This window comes from Tunturiibacter gelidiferens (genome assembly GCF_051013345.1).
Lineage (GTDB): Bacteria > Acidobacteriota > Terriglobia > Terriglobales > Acidobacteriaceae > Edaphobacter > Edaphobacter gelidiferens_A.
Genome location: NZ_CP132939.1, coordinates 240,800 through 258,734 on the forward strand (window position 1 = coordinate 240,800; position 17,935 = coordinate 258,734).

Annotated in this window: 19 protein-coding genes and 1 pseudogene; 7 read left to right on the plus strand and 13 right to left on the minus strand. The window is 55.0% G+C overall.

The genetic code is table 11. From position 1 onward, the window contains the following. Positions 1-2,209: 2,209 nt before the first annotated feature. The 3 genes from RBB80_RS01195 to RBB80_RS01205 all read left to right on the plus strand — a co-directional run bounded on the left by RBB80_RS01195 (position 2,210) and on the right by RBB80_RS01205 (position 4,835). A complete protein-coding gene (locus RBB80_RS01195) occupies positions 2,210-2,959 on the plus strand; it encodes a DUF4386 domain-containing protein (RefSeq protein ID WP_433966534.1) in 750 nt (249 codons plus the stop codon). Then, positions 2,956-3,675 carry a DUF4386 domain-containing protein gene (locus tag RBB80_RS01200; RefSeq protein WP_433966535.1) on the plus strand — a complete coding sequence of 240 codons (720 nt, stop codon included), beginning with the start codon at positions 2,956-2,958 and terminating at the stop codon, positions 3,673-3,675. The genes RBB80_RS01195 and RBB80_RS01200 overlap by 4 nt, the downstream gene beginning before the upstream one ends. 974 nt (positions 3,676-4,649) lie before the next feature. Then, a complete protein-coding gene (locus tag RBB80_RS01205) occupies positions 4,650-4,835 on the plus strand; it encodes a hypothetical protein (RefSeq protein WP_433966536.1) in 186 nt (61 codons plus the stop codon). 60 nt (positions 4,836-4,895) lie between these two features. On the opposite strand, the gene RBB80_RS01210 is transcribed toward RBB80_RS01205, so the two are convergent. From RBB80_RS01210 to RBB80_RS01240, 7 genes are all read right to left on the minus strand, one after another. Then, positions 4,896-5,705: a YihY/virulence factor BrkB family protein gene (locus tag RBB80_RS01210; RefSeq protein WP_433966537.1), complete on the minus strand. Its 810-nt coding sequence runs from the start codon at positions 5,703-5,705 to the stop codon at positions 4,896-4,898. 27 nt (positions 5,706-5,732) lie between these two features. Next, the gene (locus tag RBB80_RS01215) at positions 5,733-6,077 is read right to left on the minus strand and encodes a hypothetical protein (protein WP_433966538.1); all 345 of its coding nucleotides are present in this window, start codon (positions 6,075-6,077) and stop codon (positions 5,733-5,735) included. Between the two features lie 72 nt (positions 6,078-6,149). Next, positions 6,150-6,323, minus strand: coding sequence for a hypothetical protein (locus RBB80_RS01220; protein WP_433966539.1), 174 nt, complete (start codon positions 6,321-6,323; stop codon positions 6,150-6,152). Between the two features lie 100 nt (positions 6,324-6,423). Next, positions 6,424-6,585, minus strand: coding sequence for a hypothetical protein (locus tag RBB80_RS01225; protein WP_433966540.1), 162 nt, complete (start codon positions 6,583-6,585; stop codon positions 6,424-6,426). Between the two features lie 55 nt (positions 6,586-6,640). Next, entirely contained in the window at positions 6,641-7,357 is a 717-nt protein-coding gene (locus tag RBB80_RS01230) for a hypothetical protein (RefSeq protein WP_433966541.1), read from the minus strand. 706 nt (positions 7,358-8,063) lie between these two features. Beyond that, positions 8,064-8,585 carry a tyrosine-type recombinase/integrase gene (locus RBB80_RS01235; protein ID WP_433966542.1) on the minus strand — a complete coding sequence of 174 codons (522 nt, stop codon included), beginning with the start codon at positions 8,583-8,585 and terminating at the stop codon, positions 8,064-8,066. Between the two features lie 241 nt (positions 8,586-8,826). After that, positions 8,827-10,695 carry an ATP-binding protein gene (locus tag RBB80_RS01240; protein WP_433970044.1) on the minus strand — a complete coding sequence of 623 codons (1,869 nt, stop codon included), beginning with the start codon at positions 10,693-10,695 and terminating at the stop codon, positions 8,827-8,829. A gap of 69 nt (positions 10,696-10,764) precedes the next feature. Between RBB80_RS01240 and RBB80_RS01245 the strand changes: the two genes are divergently transcribed. Further along, the gene (locus tag RBB80_RS01245) at positions 10,765-11,148 is read left to right on the plus strand and encodes a hypothetical protein (RefSeq protein WP_433970125.1); all 384 of its coding nucleotides are present in this window, start codon (positions 10,765-10,767) and stop codon (positions 11,146-11,148) included. Here the strand turns inward: RBB80_RS01245 and RBB80_RS01250 are convergent. From RBB80_RS01250 to RBB80_RS01265, 4 genes and pseudogenes are all read right to left on the minus strand, one after another. After that, positions 11,089-11,373: pseudogene (locus RBB80_RS01250) on the minus strand (two-component regulator propeller domain-containing protein); the annotation flags it as partial. The gene RBB80_RS01245 and the pseudogene RBB80_RS01250 sit on opposite strands and share 60 nt — an antisense overlap. Further along, complete coding sequence (locus tag RBB80_RS01255) at positions 11,339-12,322, minus strand: ligand-binding sensor domain-containing protein (RefSeq protein WP_433966543.1); 984 nt, start codon at positions 12,320-12,322, stop codon at positions 11,339-11,341. The gene RBB80_RS01255 and the pseudogene RBB80_RS01250, both read right to left, overlap by 35 nt. Before the next feature lie 354 nt (positions 12,323-12,676). Beyond that, on the minus strand, positions 12,677-12,958 hold the full coding sequence (locus RBB80_RS01260; RefSeq protein ID WP_433966544.1) for a hypothetical protein: 282 nt from the start codon (positions 12,956-12,958) through the stop codon (positions 12,677-12,679). A 34-nt stretch (positions 12,959-12,992) separates the two neighbouring features. Beyond that, complete coding sequence (locus tag RBB80_RS01265) at positions 12,993-13,142, minus strand: hypothetical protein (RefSeq protein ID WP_433966545.1); 150 nt, start codon at positions 13,140-13,142, stop codon at positions 12,993-12,995. Positions 13,143-13,371: 229 nt separating this feature from the next. Here RBB80_RS01265 and RBB80_RS01270 point away from each other — a divergent pair, with 229 nt between their 5' ends. From RBB80_RS01270 to RBB80_RS01280, 3 genes are all read left to right on the plus strand, one after another. Then, positions 13,372-14,331 carry an IS5 family transposase gene (locus tag RBB80_RS01270; RefSeq protein ID WP_433964127.1) on the plus strand — a complete coding sequence of 320 codons (960 nt, stop codon included), beginning with the start codon at positions 13,372-13,374 and terminating at the stop codon, positions 14,329-14,331. 1,064 nt (positions 14,332-15,395) lie between these two features. Then, a complete protein-coding gene (locus RBB80_RS01275) occupies positions 15,396-16,412 on the plus strand; it encodes a YncE family protein (protein WP_433966546.1) in 1,017 nt (338 codons plus the stop codon). Positions 16,413-16,480: 68 nt separating this feature from the next. Next, on the plus strand, positions 16,481-16,942 hold the full coding sequence (locus tag RBB80_RS01280) for a YncE family protein (protein ID WP_433966547.1): 462 nt from the start codon (positions 16,481-16,483) through the stop codon (positions 16,940-16,942). A 330-nt stretch (positions 16,943-17,272) separates the two neighbouring features. On the opposite strand, the gene RBB80_RS01285 is transcribed toward RBB80_RS01280, so the two are convergent. Then, positions 17,273-17,704 carry a hypothetical protein gene (locus RBB80_RS01285; protein ID WP_433966548.1) on the minus strand — a complete coding sequence of 144 codons (432 nt, stop codon included), beginning with the start codon at positions 17,702-17,704 and terminating at the stop codon, positions 17,273-17,275. Next, the gene (locus tag RBB80_RS01290) at positions 17,664-17,894 is read right to left on the minus strand and encodes a Panacea domain-containing protein (protein ID WP_433966549.1); all 231 of its coding nucleotides are present in this window, start codon (positions 17,892-17,894) and stop codon (positions 17,664-17,666) included. The genes RBB80_RS01285 and RBB80_RS01290 overlap by 41 nt, the downstream gene beginning before the upstream one ends. Between the last annotated feature and the right edge of the window lie 41 nt (positions 17,895-17,935).

Sequence of the window (17,935 nt, forward strand, 5' to 3'; positions counted from 1 at the left end):
CATAAATGTGGCGCGTCATGTGCTGGCTCTGTTCGTCATCGAGAAGTCGTAGTATATTCGACAGCAATTTACACAGCGAATCGGATGTAATGCGAGCAAGGACAAGGTGCGATCGAGAGGATGGGACTCCGCCTCGGTAAACTCGATCAAGGTACAGATTGGGCACTCTTTAGGCGAACCCAGCAACCTCGGAAGTCCAGCCGGCCAGCTAAAGCGCAGTGAGTTCATTCCCTTGCCTCCATACTGAATCTTTGGTTCGCTAAGTGATGCCCTTCTAGAGCGAAGCAATGGATGGCTGATGGGGAGGAGCTAAGATGATTAGGACTCAACCATACGCCCTTATTTAACGCTCTGCCGACTGCAAAGGACGCCATGAGGCCAGGCGTGCACGTTCCTGACTGTGCTTGTTACGACGAAGCAACAACAGGATTCGCAGTTAGCGACGATTCATCGCCACCAGCTATTCGTGAAAAGGCATCGTTGATGGTGTCTGTGGTGTTTTTCGCGGCGATGTGAAGGCTACGAGTTGCCTTTGAGGCTGTTTGACAGAGCTTGTACTTGTTATCAACTGTTTCCTTGGCACGAAATATGAGTTCTGAGCGCACGTCAGCCTCCACGTTCTTTGCGGCGTTCAGACTATGTTCTGCTGAGTTCGCGGGGAAATGCAGGTTCTTTCTTCTAGCGACCGCAGACGGGCTACTCGTCGCAGAGAACCGAAAACGGTTGCCGTTGGCCGTCGCCAGCGACCTCACTGTGACTGACATGGTCGGCTGACCTCACTTCCAGCTTACTCCACTGGAAGACATGGCCCTAATCCTCCGGTAGCTCCTCAATCCGGTCGATCCGAAGGATTTGGCCCCCTGATCTGTTGTTTCGATCTTCGGGAACTCTCCGAAACACAGTCGAGTTGATCCGCGCGAGCGGAAAAAGGCTAATCAATCCGAACCATGGGTCCATTGAGTGAGAGGCAAACATGGAAACTCTCGGCTCGCTTGAGGTCTGCCTCTACGCGGCTTTCCGCTACCGTTTTATAACATTCCGGGAAGATTGCTCGCCACGTCCCATCAGGGTTGTAGCGGCGCGAAAATTTGATTTCAGCCATCATGCGGCCTGAAGAGGTTGTTCAGAAAATGGCCTAGGCTGGATTGGGTCCCAGTGTGGGTCTATCAGGAAAACCGGCTAACTCCCGGATGGTCGGCAACCCTTCCGTTACGCGCCCGAACGGCCAACGACGGGTAGGGTGCGGGTTGCCCGTCATCCGGGGTCATCCAAAACGAATCTCTGAATGCCCACGGATCGCCGCCGGTATATCTGGGGAAGTATGATTCTGGAATGAAGCCTTCCGTCAAAGCTACGACCCGCATAGCTGCTTGGCTGCTGTGCTTGTTGATGACGTGGTTGTCGGTAAGCTCTCCGCATTGCGACCTGTGTGACGAGCCGCATCCGACGATTTTTTCTTCGTTGCGCCCGGTCATCAATCATCCCGCACCGGTTGAGCCGGATGCCTGTAGCGGTGTCTGTTCGTGCTGCGGTTTTCACTGGCTCCCGGATCCTGATCCGGTTCTGAGTTTCATTCATACGGTGAGCACAGCTTCTGCGGCTGAAGTGCCCTCGCTTCTGCGAATGCCTCGCCCCTTCCTCTTCAGACCAGCATGACTAGTGCCATCGGTTTCACCAGAACATCAGGCTACAACCGAAGAAGTTCGATCGCTTCCGGCAGCTCTTCAACCATGAGCGACCGCATGAGGGACTGAACAACGAGACGTCCGCAAGCCTGTACCCGATTGGCAGCAGCCATCGATCACCTGAAATAAGCTCCTTACTGCCTGGCTGGAGAAAGCCCGTACCCGGCTGGAAAAATCCCGTATTCGGGTAGAAGTGACCCGAACTTGGCTGAAAAATAGCCTCGAAAGCCCGAATTTCGCTCGTTGTTTTGAGACCAAAAGCCCGTACCTGAGTGGTAGTTTGCAGAAAAAGCCCGTACTTGGGTGCTAGCTCTTCAACGGAAAGCCCGTACCCGTTTGGCAGGCGGTTGGCCACTGAGATAAGCGCTTCACTGTTTGGCTAGAAAAAAGCCCCAACCTGGCTGGAAATACGTCGCCTTCGGGTGGGCGGATTAGGCTTTATACAGCGAGCCTCACAGGGTTGGCCGAGATATTCTGGTCGGCCTACTATTAGTTAGGCGGCACCGAGACGGTGGAGAGGCTGAATGATAATCGGCACCATCGACGAATCACAACGCAAAGCAGCGACAGTTGTGGGATTCTCTTATCTGTTTGCGCTGCCGCCGGCGATCTTCGCCGAGTTCTATGTACGCACCCAACTCATCACCTTCGACAATGCCGCGCAAACTGCGCAGAATATCATGGCGCACGAACGGCTCTTTCGTTTGGGCACCGCCAGTAATCTCACTGTCTTCGCGCTTGATGTCGTCCTGATCATTGCTCTTTACGTGGTCCTCGTGCCAGTCAATCGAAGCCTCGCGTTGCTGGCCACGGGCTGGGGGCTGATCGAAACCGCAACCCTGGTCGTCGTCACGCTCAGTGACTTCGAGGTTTTGCGGATACTCAGTGGTGCGGACTACTTGCATGCATTCGAAGCGAACCGGTTGCAGGCCCTGGCCAGGCTGTCGATCAGTGCGCATGCCGATGCGTATAACGTCGGGCTGGTGCTCGCCGGGCTTCGAAGTACTGCCTTCTGCTATCTGTGGTTCAAGTCCGGCTTCATCCCAAGAGCATTGGCGGCATGGGGAATGGTTGCGTCCTTTCTGATGGGAGCGTGCGCATTCTCGTTCATCATCTTTCCAGAGCTTGCGAAGATCGTCCCCGTTGAGATTTATGGAGCTCCTATCTTCTTCTTCGAACTGACAATGGGCTTCTGGCTCCTGCTGAAGGGATTACCACCTTCCGGAGCTGCGCCCGATAGATTAAGCAGGTCGACAGCACAGGAGTTGACATGACACGCACCACAAACGCAAGAATCGCTGGATTCACGTACCTTTTCTACGCGGCGATCGGCATGTGCATCGAGCTGCTGATGCACCAGGCGAGGGGCGTCGGCGGTGATGCCGCGAAACTCGTACACATGGGTCAGCATGCGATGAACGTGCGCCTGTCGATCCTGATTGCGTTGCTCGAGGGCCTCTCGTCCCTCGTGCTCGCCGTGACGCTTTATGGGATCACACGCGACGAGGACCACGAGCTTGCAATGCTCGGATTGGTCTGTCGCGTTGCTGAAGGTGTCCTCGGTTCGATCAATAACATCCCGAGCTACCTGGGACTGCTGTGGCTGGCAAAGGCGGGGGTCGGAACGGATGTCCCCGACATGCCCACAGCGAACGCGCTGCGGGCATTTCTGCTGATGCCCGGCGCGAGCGTTCCCCTCGGTGCGTTCTTTTTTGCCGTCGGAAGCCTGATCTTTTCCTGGCTACTCCTGCGCGGACGGATGGTCCCCGTCTCAATCGCATGGCTGGGCGTGTTCGCGTCGAGCCTGCTCGTGGTGGTCCTTCCCCTGCAGCTCGCCGGTTTCTCCACAGGGCCGCTGACCGGATACTACCAGTGGCTGCCGGCGCTGGCATTCCAAGTCGTGCTCTCGCTGTGGCTGCTCATCAAAGGTGTCGCCACACCGGCGACCCACACCGGCGACGCAATGAGCCCAACACCGCAAGATGTATGAATCAATGGAATCCGAGCTTCAGTCACCGGATCATCTACGAGAAGTCTACGGAAGAGGGCGATCCGGCGGCTACAGAGAAGAGAATGGGCACTCGCTCAATCCGTCATCGACATCTTTCGCAGCGATTGCCAACAAATCAGCGCGGCACCCCAACGAGAGTCCAGCGTGGAACACAGAGCGATTGCCGAATAGTCGGCCCTTCGGACAAGTGGTCCCGTTCCCAAAACGTGATCGTGATCTTGCGACACGCGTTTACAAAGCAGGCCATGGAAATGACAGAGTATGGAAGCATGGAAAGCCAAGAATCTGGCTTTCCACCGTTCCCACACTCTTTGGACATGCCTTCGGGATTACCACATTCCCACGGCCTCGACCGCTGGCATATTTCAAAGTGCAAGAGCAAGAGAGACCGAATCTGCTTCATGAGCTCCCTGCGCGTCCGCGCACGGGCACGCACGCCAGAGCGGCGGTCTGGGTAAAGAACGACAAAGGAATCTTCGCTGTGACTTGCACCGATTCTTTGCGAACATTTCCGGTGCTGGACGCGATCAATGGAGTCAACACCGTTCAACGTGAGTTCTGCCCTGCGTCATCAGATTTGAGATCATAGGGCATAATCAAGCCTTTTGAACGGTTTGTCAGGGAGAGGGCGCCTGTAGGAATTGTCGGTGAGCAAAACGTCGGCCGTCCCGTCTCCTAGGGGGCGCTACATGCCGCGATGCACTTCCAAGTGAGATGCATGGATTATTCTCAACGGATGAATGCTAAAAACCGCACTCCCTGAGAGGAGCGGGTAGATAGGAAGACAGAAAAGACGTGCCGTGGCGTCGATTGCATCGAGTGGCACGAGCTCGTTTTGTTCGATAGATCTCACCTGTTTGTCCATCAATTCTACCCCTGGCAAAGGGGAGATCCACTGCCGTGTGGCGCCGCGAGTACCTCGTCTACCTCATCGAACCATTGACGCAACTCTTGTGGACAGCAACGCCTTGCATGCAGAAGCATGGCGTCGCACCTTTGAGCATTTTGGCATCCAGATCGGCTTCGATGAAGCATGGCGCCAGATCGGCAAGGGAGGAGATCAGGTTATCCCCGTGTTCATCATCCGGGTACGCAATCAACATCGGCGCGAACTTAGTTCGGTCCTCCAAGATCAGTAGACAACCCGATCGGCTGATTGATGTTCTCGAGAGCAAACTCCACCATAGGGCCGCTCCGGCTCAGGTGCTTTCTGCGTTCCAGGCCACCCCAAGAAAAACGATCATTGCAGAGAACTCCATCCACACCATCAAACCGATCGCAGCGGCCAGCCCACCGTAGACAGGGCCATACCGCATCTTCTGAACGTAAATTCCAAATAGTAGACTAGCGCCCCACCATAGAATCGCAGCCGCAGCTGCTCCAGGCAGAACGGACCTCCAAGTCGTTGCGATGGGTCGCGCAACGCGATAGATCAAGGCCAAGAGGAGCATCGTCAGGATCCCTCCTAAGACCGGAAGTATCACGCTCCAGACGCCGAGAACCAAAGGAGAGAGTCCGAATTCTCGAGTTATCCATTGGCGCAATGGCTGGCCAAAGACACTCAGTCCAGCAGCCAGGAGCCATGCCACAATGGACACGCAGAACAAAAGCAAGCCACGCAGCTGCCGACCGAGAAAAGAATGTCTCTCGCGATCATCATAAATAAAGTGGATGCCTTCCATGATGAGTTTCATCACCTGCGAGCCGACGAGTAGCGTCCCGACCCAGCCGGAAATCACCCAGGCCCAGGGATTCACTTTCCGGCGCAACAGGGAATCAGAAACAAGCTGCCAACTTCCCGGGGGCAGAATTGTCGAAAGCCGCACGGCAAGTTCCCCACCGCTCTTCCCTCTTAGAAGATTGCTCATCAGACCGAGCACAACCAGCAGACTCGAAAAAAAGCCAGGAACATATTGAAGGCTACGGCCTGCGACACCATGCCGCACTGTGGAATGACTCTTGCCAGTGCTCGGAATAGTTTCTTCGCAAGAGAGCTTAGGCCATTGCACAAAAATTATATCGGGTTCGGTGAAGGGTTAGTTTTCAATCCCTGCCAGCCTAACGTTGATGTCCGCTCCGATCCAGCCTTCTTTCCAGGGTTGCGTACGGCCTTCATCGAACGGAACTCCATTCGCCCGTGCATCGCCGCCGGCATCGAACAGCAGGCCTCCTGTCTCTGCGTAATCATCTTCCCCGCCATCGGCTAAGACACGTTTGTGCCGATCCAATTCAAGAGCTTCCGTATCGGCGTCTTCCCAGCCACAACGCCAACAGTGATGTGCGATCTCTGAGTCCGGTATCGCAGCTAGACGGGCCCGATAGCCGGCCGCGTATTCGATGGTGTCCCACTTTTCTAGAGCCGCGAGTCCTGGATGAATCATGCACACCCTCCACTACTCTAGTTAGATAAAGATAAACCCTTACCGCGGCTTCTATACTCCCACCAAATCCAATTATTCGACATCGCGCCCGTTCATCAACCACTCGCTTTCAGGCTTGCCCAATGAGTTGGCAGCGGCCCATTGCGCAAGATCCATCAGTTTGTCAAAGCTGCGCTTTTTGCCAACTGGATTAGTCACCACAAATGAGCGGTCTCGCTTGCTTTCCGGCAAATTATGTTTCGTCACGAGCATCACCGCCCAGATACAAAGACATCGCGAGTTGCACAGGTAGCAACATTGGTGGCAAGCGTCTTACACTCGCAGAGCTAACAGGTAAAACAGCCAACTAGGTTTTAGATTTAGCTGGCCGTTTCTTCGGGGCCTTTTTCTTTTCCTTCAATTCTTCTTCCTTGATACTGTCTATCTCTGATTTGGGAACAGAGACTACCTTACGGACAAATTCTTTGAACTTATTGAACTCAGATGAGGGGTTTTCTTCTTTTTTCATTTTGGGCCCTTATCTATGAAGTTCTGTGGCATTCTCAGACCGGCAATACTATTCACTAAACTCCTAACCCCAAGCCCTTCGAAGGAGAACCCCTTAGATCGTGACCCTTGTACCACTCATACCAAGTCTTGAATGAATCCATTCCAGGAGCGGGGTCAATGAGCGGATTTACCTTACCCAAGGATCTGTCCAGACGATGAAATGACCATGCAAGTAGGTCTGCACTTTGCAGTTGCATAGCATCAGCCTTTTTAGGAAAACTTATGTTGCTAAGCGCATATCTCTCCCTCAGAGAGTCATCCATCTCAATTTGTTTAATCATCTCTCGAAGATCAGCATTAGGGCCGTTTTCTATGTAATAGACAACTTTGCAATCTTGAGCCTTGGCATAGTCGGCCACAGCCTCCATTGTGGCGAGAGTGAGTAAAGAGTATTTGTCACCTGATATTCGAGCGATGCCACCTTGAGAGTTAAATTTCTCAAGGTCTTTGTTAAGAGCAAATCTGACAAACCCTTGTTCACTTGTGCGTGAAATTAAGTCCCGTAGAGTGTTAAAGATTTCTGGGCTGTTATCTTGGCGACAATGATCTGTTGCGTGAAAGCAGTAGCTCTGCTTGTACTTCAACTGCTTGCCTTTTAGGTAGGGTTCCCATTCTTTGAAGAATTGGGCCAACCCGTCTTCTCGAAAGAGATACGCAGCAGAACATGTCAATGCAGAGTCTGAAGTTGTTCCTCCACTCTCATCAAAGTACGCACTAATCAATGCCACCATGATCCTATCCGCGCCTATTGGGTCGCTACGGAAGGATGCGTATGACACCCAATCTTCCGCTGTGGAACATGGTTGCAGAGGACTAGGTATACAGTCAAAAATAGCTTGATATAGGGGGTTTTTAGGACGACTCGAATCGAATCTACCCTTGAGAGAAAGGATTTGCTGGTGAGTCAAGTATATAGTCACCCTAAAAGAGCTTGTAAACCTAGAGAGAACGTCTGCGGGTCTGTTCGAGACTATTACGAAACTTTCCTGCTAGGACCCAGTTCATCGCTGTCCAACTTCCGCGTTGCCGACCATCCAGAAGTTGACACATGGCCGAAATAGTCCGCTTCTCGTCCAGGTGAAGCTCAGCTGGGTTCGATGCCAAGGCGGTCATTTACAGCGATTCTCAAATGTTGCTTGCAGCCAATGTAGCGATCGGTTGTTTGCACTGAGACATGCCCGAGAAGGAACTGGATTTGCTCCAGCTCGCCGCCAGCATCATGGCAGAGTCGTGCACACTGTCTTTTCTGAAATGCCGTGGCCCTAGAGCTTACCTGCTCGACAGACACATCGAAATAACGGACCATTACTGATGCCAGCTGCCTCTAACCATGCATCAAGCGTTTCTTTCACCCAATTCGTTACGGGGACGGTTCGTATGTGTCTTCCCTTGCCAACGAGATCCACGATGGCCCAACGTTCTTCACGGCGCTGCAAACTATCGAATGTCAGCTCTGCTGAGCTCGCGACGGCGCAGTCCGCAACCAAGCAAGATCGCCAACATCGCTCGATTGCGCTTTCCCGTAAGAGTCCGGCCATCGGGCGACTGCCAGAAGGCTAATGCTTCATTCGCCGTTAGCCAGTTACCCAAACGAGAGCCGAGCTTACGAATGCCTTTGACTCGATGGATGCCGGCGGCGAGTTCGGGACTCAACAGACCCGAATCTGCTGCCTCATAAGCAAGCCGACGCACAGCGGCCATGCGCACGTTGATCGTCCCAGGCGCAAGACCGCGTTCTTCCAAGTAAAACCGATAGCGCAAAACCACTGTTTTGTTGAATGCCAGTCGTGGTTCAGAGCAGTACCAAGCAACAAACTCATCAATTGCGTGCTGGTAGCCACGCCGCGAATCAGGTGAAGCGAGACTTCGCAGGACTGCGGCTTTCGAATACTCCAGATCAGGTATGCCGAGTTTGGTCTTAGGTCGGTTCTTCTTGCGTTTGCTTCCACTCGTAGACATCTTCCTCATGATTGCCGCCCTCAATGTGGTGGATCATGAGGTTAAGAGAGTCACTGCCTGCTATGTCTACGCTATGCTGCCGGCAACCTGGTGATGGTTAGCCGGCTTTTCGGCCAGGTGAAGCGAACGCACTCGTAAACACTGGCTGACATTCCAGCGCCAATCTGCAGTCGACGAGTGAGACGATTATGCATCAAATGACGCCGACTGGGCCCGCGTATCCACTCTGCTGAATGCCGAATCACGCTACATCTACTGGAGGGTTTGTTTCCGCGGAAGCCGCTGGCAAGGTGAAGTGGAACGTCGCGCCCCGCCCGCCGTTACCGGTGGCCCAGATCCGTCCGCCATGCGATTCGACGATCGACTTACTGATTGCCAAGCCCATGCCGCTGCCTTGCGGCTTCGTCGTAAAGAATGCGTCAAATATCTGGTCGGCCTTGCCCACGGGCAGCCCGGGCCCCGTGTCATGAATAGAAATTTGGATCTGGCCGTCCTCACCCAATTGCGACTTCCCCGTAAGCACGCCGCTCGTGTCCTTCATCGCCTCGATGCCATTCAGCATCAGGTTCATCAGCACCTGTTGAAGTTGTACTCGATCCGCCACGGTCATTGGAAGATCGTCTTTGATATCGGTGCGGATTGATACTCCGTGTCTTCTGGCTTCGCTTCTCAGCATCCCGGCCATTTCGCCGATGACCTCATTTATCGCGACCAACTCTCGCTTGGGAGGGGCCTTTTTGTACAACGATCGCAGACGATTGATGATTTCCGAGGCAAAGGTGCCCGCCTCGATGATTCTTTCCGTCCCTTTGCGAACTTGCGTCAGATCGGGCGGGTCGCGCTGAAGCCAATTCAAAGATGCCTTGGCATTATTGGTTGTGGCCGTGATGGGCTGTGCGAGTTCGTGCGAGATGGAGGCGACCAGTTCTCCGAGTATACTGACCCGATTGGTGTGTGCAAGGTCTGCCTGCAGCTGTTCCACACGCTTGCGATCTTGAATGTCGGTCGCCGCACCGTACCATTTCACGACCTTTCCTCGCTTGTCCCGCAGCGGCACGACGCGGGCCAAGAACCAGCGATACTCCCCGTCGGTGCGGCGGAGGCGCAGCTCCTCCTCGACCGGCTCACCACTGACTTTGGCCGCGCCCAGTCGTCGCTCAATTCGATCCAGATCGTCGGGATGAACAGCGACTTTCCTGACTTCCTTCGGTTTTTCCAACTGCGACAGCCCGGTATACTCAACCCAGCGTCGATTCACAAATTGAAGGACCCCATCCGGTCCAGACATCCACGCCATGGTCGGAATAAACTCGATGGCTTCGCGACACTTTCTTTCCTCCCGCCGCAATTGTTGCACTCGGAGTTGATGCAGCCCCCAAAGGAATGCCAGAAACGCAGCCACGCACAACAAGCGGAACCAGGTTGTCTGATAGTAGGCGGGAGCGATGTAGAAATCGAGTTCAGCCCCTGCTTCATTCCAGACACCAGAATTATTGGAGGCCATCACATGGAACCGGTAGTTGCCAGGGGGCAGATTACTGTAAAAAGCCTGGCGCCTGGTTTGAGGGTCCTGCCAGTCTCGATCATAATCTTCCAGCTTGTACCGGAACTGCACTTTCTGAGGAACGACAAAGCTCAGAGCCGTATAGTCGATCTCGATATCACGCGTCAGGGCCGGGAGACGAAGGCCGTCTTGAGACGGATAACTCTTTCGATCAGCAATCACTGCTTCGATATGAACTGGCGGCGGGATGGAGTTTCTAAACAACCGGTCAGGATCAATCATCTGAGCCACAGTTCCATTCGCGAACCACAAGCGCCCATCGTTTGATCGTGTTGCACGTGGCTTAAAATCAGCGAGATAGGGCTGGGCGCCGTCATACGCATCGAACAAATCGGACCTTACCTTTAGGTCGGGGTGTCTACGCCACTGTTGCAGGTCGTCCGATTTGATCAATATCAGACCGCACTCGGTATACAGCCAAAGATTGGAGTATTTGTCTGTAACCATCGCGTAGGTCCGGTCGCAGGGCAGGCCGTTATGGTGGTCGAGGGCATACTGAGTCTCACCGCGCCGTTCGACAACGCCATCGGTTGTTGCTGCCAGCACAGAACCATCCGAGTTTGCCAGTAGCTGTAAAACTGGAGCATTTGTGTTCTTGAGAGGAAAGATCTGCAGTTGGCCATTCCGATACCGGGCCAGGCCGCCTTTACGCAATCCCAACCAGAGGCCACCTTCGGGATCGCCCGCCAGCGAAATTGGAATACCCAGCCTCTCGTCTGCAATTTCGGTGGCGAATCTGCCATCTTGAATTTGGACCAGTCCACCTTCATTTCCGGGACCAGTGCGAACGACTACGGCCCAAATGCAGCTATCCACGTCCTCGATCATCCTCAAAACGACCCCAATGGCACCTCCGTCGCGACGCTGGATGGGTCTAAACCTGCCGCGCTCGTAAACAAACAATCCATTGTCCAACCCGACCCAAAGCCGTCCAGCATGGTCTTCGAGAAGCGACGTCACGCGACTGCCCGGCAATCCATTCTTTGGACCGATGGATGAAACGACGTCCCCACGCACATAATCCAAACCTGCATGGTTCCCGATCCAGATGGTCCCGTCCCGGGCCGCAAGTATGGAATCGACCGAGTCACCAGTAAGCCCCTCGTGCACAGAGAAGTTGACAACTGGAATGTCGCGGAAACAGTCGACGCCCTCGGGCGTGGTCACCCACAAATTACCTTCCCGGTCCTCAAAAACTTTCGGCAGTATCGCTTGATAGACCATCTGCGCTTCGAAAACGTTCTACCTTGCCGTCGTGGACCCGGTAGATGCCGTTTCCTTGAGTTCCAATCCACAAGGCGTTATGTCGGTCCAACCACAAGCCGTAGACATTCAACGTGCTGCTGTCGAGTGCCGTTGTGGTCAGGGTTCTCCATGTACCGTTTACCCTTTGCTGGAGACCAAGCCCGCGGCCTGAATTCGCGATCCCCGTCCAGACAGATCCATCAGGAGCGGCAGCAAGAGCCATTACACCACCAAGCGCTGCGTTGGACTTGAGTCCGGGCAACTCGTACGAAGTAGATGAACCTGGTTTCCATCGGACAAGTGCGGTGCTGGTTCCAATCCAAAGATATCCGGAGTTGTCGCCGGTCAATGTCCCGGCATAGGGTGGAACTCCGTCTTTGGGCGCGTAGCATTTGGCCACAGATGCTGTGACCTTACAAACAGCTCCAGCCCGCGTTCGCGAACGCGCCATCCAAATCGTGCCCTCGCGGTCCTCGTAGATCGAGTTCACGCGACCCGCTGTCTCCGGGAAATTTAACAAATTTCCGTTCTTCCACTGGGCCAGGCCACCGGATGTTCCGATCCATAGGCTCCCATCGGCAGCGCCCAGGAGTGAGAAAACGGCCGTCGCGGGAAGATGTTCTCCGGTGGGTGGAGTCCAGCGGACGAAACGAACGCCGTCGAAGCGCAACAGCCCGCCTACCGTCCCAATCCACACATATCCATCTGTAGTTTGGGTGATCGCAGTGGGTGCTCCTGCGAAGACTCCGTCACGCACGCGCCAGGCAGTGTGCGCGTACTGAGAGATCCGCCGGTCCGGATCAAGCGCGAGCGCACGGGGAAGCGCTACCAGCGACAAGTAAGCCAACACGGTGCCCAACACGAAAACGGGTCGTGCCCGTATTCGGACGACCACCGCCTTACCCCACATTGTTCGTAGAACCGTCATCACCCGCCTACTCCCAGGCGATTGAACTCGCTTGCCCAATAATCCCGACAGGCGGTGTGCGTTGCCTTTTTGCCGTCAGTACCACGGCATTAGAAAAGCCTTCTTTTTCAACATTAGAGCGACTCGTCCGGGTCTGGCATGGTCTATCGTATGGAGGTAAAAAACAAGTCGCTATTACATGTTCCTAGTAGCACAAGGTCTGGTAAGAAACGAAGCCACTCATGTATTGCATTCAATGAATGAACAATGGTGTTGCTTCCTAGGAGACTAATCGAATGGCTGTGATCCAGAACGCATTGTCTGTAGGTGCAAATCATCCTCGGAAGCTCTATGGGTCAAATCTCGGCTGGGTATTCAGCACACCACGTTACGACTGCACCGCGGCATCTGGCCCACAGTTCCGTTCAAGTCTTCGGCTCGTGAAAGTTTAAGGTTTGCTTCCTGAAGTGATGACGCCACTCGTACCGGTATCTCCATCTCGGCTCTTTCGGAACCGCGGCGAGTCTTCAGAGTCAGGATGTAGGTCAGTGCATTGCCGCCGAGAGCGAGGTACCCGCTGTGGTCGTAGCTAAGGCCGCTTTTGACGTAAGCGCTACTGATACGTTCGTCCTCGCGATGCCAGTTCCCGACTAGCACTCGCTCGTTATTTCGCGCCTGCGACAGTGCGGTCTCAGGCGCCGTAGTCGGGAATCTGATTCGGGTCCAGAAAATCCGCAATGGTGTACAACAGAGATTTTATGTGTTGGGCTTTGTCGATGCAGCGCGCAAAGAGGGCGCGGTCATCGCACGAGAGTGCATCGACACATCCGGTGAGTAGCACAATGGGAACCTCGCTCCTAAGGCTCGCATACGCAGAAGGAGCTCTAGGCCATTAAGTCCGGGCATTTGAAAATCGAGAATCGCAAGATCGATACAAAACATCGCACCTGAGTACGGCCAACGGACAGTGGTAGAGAGTTATCGAATAGCCGTGCTCTTCTAGGGAGAGTCTGCACAAGTTCTGCATCGCTTGCCTGATTGATTAATCTGATAGCTGCGAGGAGATTGCGATGAAGCAGCAGAGTCTGTCGAGTCAGGGTGTGTTTGAGAAGTACGGGCGGAAGAGTCGGCGGGAGTTGTTTCTGGACGAGATGGAGCAGGTGGTTCCATGGTCTGCGCTGGAAGCCCTGGTACGACCGCACTATGCGAAGGCGGGCAAGGGACGGCAGCCGGTAGGGTTGGCGATCATGCTGCGGACTTACTTTGTGCAGCAGTGGTTCAATCTGTCGGACCCTGGGGTGGAAGAGGCGTTGTACGAGTCTGCGGCGCTGCGGCGGTTCGTTGGCGTGGACCTTGGGATTGCGCCTGCGCCGGATGAGACGACCATCCTGCGGTTCCGTCATCTGCTGGAGAGGCACGAGCTGGGCGGGTTGATGCTGGATGCGGTGAACGTGCATCTGGATGCCAGGGGCATCCGGATCGCGACGGGCACGATTGTCGATGCGACCATCCTGCATGCGCCTTCGTCGACCCAGAACGCGAGTGGCGAGCGCGACCCGGCGATGCACCAGACCAGGAAGGGCAACCAGTGGTACTTCGGCCTGAAGGCGCATATCGGCGTGGACGCGAGGGAGGGCATCGTCCACTCTGTGGCGACGAGCGCAGCCAGCGTGGCGGACTGCCACATGTTACCGGAACTGCTGCACGGCCAAGAGCGTAAGGTGTGGGGCGACGGCGGCTATCAGGGCCAGACCGACGCCATCCAAGAGGCCGCTCCGAAGGCACAGGACATGACCTGCAAGCGGACGAAGTTCAAAAACTATGTCGACGAGTTACAGAAAAAGAAGAACCGGAGTAAGTCGAGGGTGCGGGCCAAGGTAGAACATCCGTTCCGGATCCTGAAGCGCATCTTCGGCTTCGACAAAGTGAGATACAGAGGCATCGCGAAGAACCATCACCGCCTGTGCGCGAACTTCGCGCTGGTGAACCTGTACCTGCACCGCAAACGTCTGGCAGTCCTTGGGCAGTAGTGCGCCTGGAAGCCCCGGAAAACGGGCGGATGCGCGTTCAATTAGCCCTCCAACAGCATCAAACCAACCAAAACCCGCGCATCTTCCATGCCCACTCCCTGACCCCAGAAAGTCAGACGCCTACGCAGAGGTTCCCTAGGGCGTTAGCACGGAGCGTAGTGCCGACTATCTAGTCATCTACACAGAGAATGCGTCGTTTTGGGACTAACGCAGATTTGGGCTTGCCACTAACCCGATGGCGGGGCACGCCCCTTGGTTCCTCACTATGCTGAGTGTTCTGGTTTTCATCTCTATTATCATGCGAAATCGTAACAATCAGCTCGATCGTCGAAAATTACATATTCCCGTGAGTCCGGCCGAATGAAACATAGTCTCGCGCCGCCAGCTTTATGCAGTTGGCGGCTTCTCAATTGGTGGCAAATCGCCAATGCGCTTATCGAGAATCGAACGGGAGGCACTTGGCCGAATAGTCGGCTTTCCGGACAAGTGCGGTCTTGTAGTTCCGGGAAACTACCCCGATAACCTCGCTTTGTCTTGGTCCATTGCCCCTGGTGACAGCAATGTTGGGTTTATCCCTTGTTGGGAATACCGATTGTTGAAGAGATCTGTGATGTCCGTGGACCGTAACATATTTCCTTGGATTATCACGCGTGAAAATTGTTCGCAAAAAATCGTTCCCGAACTCTTTGCATTTTTGCGGGAGGTGTGTACTTTAGGGTTCGTCTCCCAGTTTTCCACTTCTTGTCTTTGGCCTCTCTTTAGGCGTGTTACGTTTCAATTTTCGGTTCCCTGAGGTTTTTCGAACGTGAGATGTCTGCTGCGCCGTTTCTGCCCCCTCGACACCACTCTTTTATGTTCTTCATTTACACACGCCGTCCTATGCGTGCTTTTGATTGCTGCGTTTGTTCGCCGTGTGTCTCGCCTATGACTTGGACATGGCTTCTGGTTGGTCAGGGTACACTTCCCCTAAAGCAGTTCATGACAATCGGGTGGGAAATGCCATAAATAATCTTCTGACGAAAATGGGGCGCTGCGCTTTTCTGCTTGGAACTGTGTCCCTCGGTTTGTCTCTCATAACAGGTTGCGCGAGTGGAACCTCCTCGGGTGGCAGCACGACCCCACCGATGACGGGAGCGGTGACGCCGACGGTAACAGTCACGGCGTCGCCTTCAGGAAGCATCAGCACAGCGCAGGCTCTGAGCGTCGCGGTTGCGGTGGCGTCGAGTGCCGGGGCGCCTGCGGGCTCGGTGGTTTTGAGCAGCGGAAACTACGGTTCGTTCCCTTTTTTGGTAAGTGGCGGACAGGCGGTGGTGAGCGTGCCGGCGGGGCTGCTGGCGGTAGGAACGGATACCTTGACGGCCAATTTCACGCCCGCGAATACGGCTTCGTACACGAGCGCGGCGGGCACCACGAATGTGACGGTGTTGGCTTCAGGAGCGGCGACGCCGGTGGTAACGGCCTCCAGCGTTACTTATTCGACTAGCGGTTATGGCAGCCCGTTTCGGGCGCTGCCGCTGGCGTCGGGCAATGTGCTGGTATCGGTCTCGGCTTCGACCTCCGGCATGCTGGTCTTTGGGCCGGCGACCGGCGGCGGATTGCAGCTTTCGTGCTTCAACTATGTGCGTCCGCAGTTCGTGCAGGATGGGGCGTCCACCTTCGGGATGAACCTGACTCCGAATGGGCAGGGACTGGCGGCGACGCTAGGCGTGGATGGGGCGATCTTTTATAACCTCAGCACGCTCCAGACATGCACCTCGACGGGACTGCAGGTGAGCCAGGGCGCGGTCTCGGCCGATGAGGGAAGCTTCGATGTTGTGATGTCGCCGGATGGCAAGTATGCGTTTGTGGCGAACGCGTATGGGGTGGCACCGGGTGCAACGGCGGAGGGGAATGTAGGGGTTGTGGCTCTGCAGTATGACTCGTCAGGGATCGTGTCGGCGGGGACGCTGGTGGGGGAGATATCAACCGGAGGACAGACGATCGCGGGCGTTGCGATCTCGCCTGACGGTAGCCGGTTGTATGCGACGAGCGAGGTAGAAGGGAGCTTCACGAATGCGACCGGGGAAGCAATCCCATCCTGACGCGGACAGGGTGCTACCAGCAGGCGGGCGGCGGGACGCAGGCCAGCGGGCTGCTAACGGTAATCGATGTGGCGAAGGCGGAGGCGAATCCTTCCTCGGCGGCGATTGTTTCGACTGTTAACGCTGGCTGCTCGCCTGTGCGCGCGGTGGAGACGGCGGATGGGTCGACGCTGTGGGTTTCGGCGCGCGGGGATAACCGGGTGCTGGCGTTCAGTACGGGGATGCTTGAGACCAACCCAGGGAATGCGTTGTTGGGGTATGCCGATACCGGCGGGACGGCTCCGGTCGGGCTGCGGCTGTTCGACAGCGGTAAGCTGCTGGCGGTAGCCAACTCCAACCGGTTTGGCACCGGCAGCATTGCCAATGCGACGGTTCTATCGGTTGTGGTTCCAGCGTCGGCCAGCGTGGTGCAGACGATTTCGACGGGACTGTTTCCGCGGGAGATTACGGTTGGCAGCGATGATAAAACGTTGTACCTGACGAACTACAACTCCGGATCATTTCAAGTCATCTCGACCACTGTGCAATAGCCGCTCACTTCGAAGCCATCCTGGGTCGTTCCGCTAATTCCGCCTAAGAGAAACATCGCGGCCGCTCACGACCTGATGCATTGGAAGGAATCGCGCGAGTTCTGGGAACTACGAGGCTAAGTTTGGATCGCTGGTCGGCAAGATTGTCTCAGAATTCCGAACTCGTTCGGAATCATCGATGCGCTGACACCGATTGGCTCACGAACTTCAGTCGCCACAGGCAGCAGGGCATCGAGCTTGAGTACGACGACAGGATCGCGCCCGCGCAAGGCGTCATCCGTTTCGCCTTCCATGGCCGAACGTTGCGCCCCGGTAGTGGTGCAGTTTGAATTAGCTGTGAGGATAGACCCCGCCGCTCATGTCGCGATCAAACCAGATAGCGTGAAACGTGCGCCCGGATTGATAGCCTACCATCGGCTTCTTGCCGCTAAATCGTAATGCAATGAAAGTCACGTCTTCCGTCAAATGTCGGGGTATGGGACGTTTGAGAGAGGAGGTGGCAATCTTTTCCCGACCAAAGCCATGTCTATCGGCTTGGATAATTTCATTCCAAGTCACCTGGCTAAGCTTGCGTACGCGATCAGCAAAAGCCGCCTTATCGTCTTTCTCGCACAGCGAGACGCAGTATTCGGGATCTACATATCGAAGACAAAACGTAGGGGTTTCCCGGCTGTAATCGGTTGCAGATTCGGCCGACGCCGATAGAGCGATTCTTTTGCCTTTATCTTGCTTGGGCTTGAGTATCTTTCCCTTGGCCATCATCGATTACCAGTGTATTAAAAAACTCAGCCATTACACCATGTGAAATCGGATCGCTCTGGGGAGTGTTTATCCAAGGCGGCTCTTGATGCGTCATGGATTCGAGTTTGGAAGCGGTGAATTGTCCATATACAGCCCATACCTCATCCAGCAGCTCGCGCACTGGCGCGGGTACTATCGGAACGTCGCACACGAAACGATCTATCAATCTAAATTTTGGAGTAATTCGAAGCC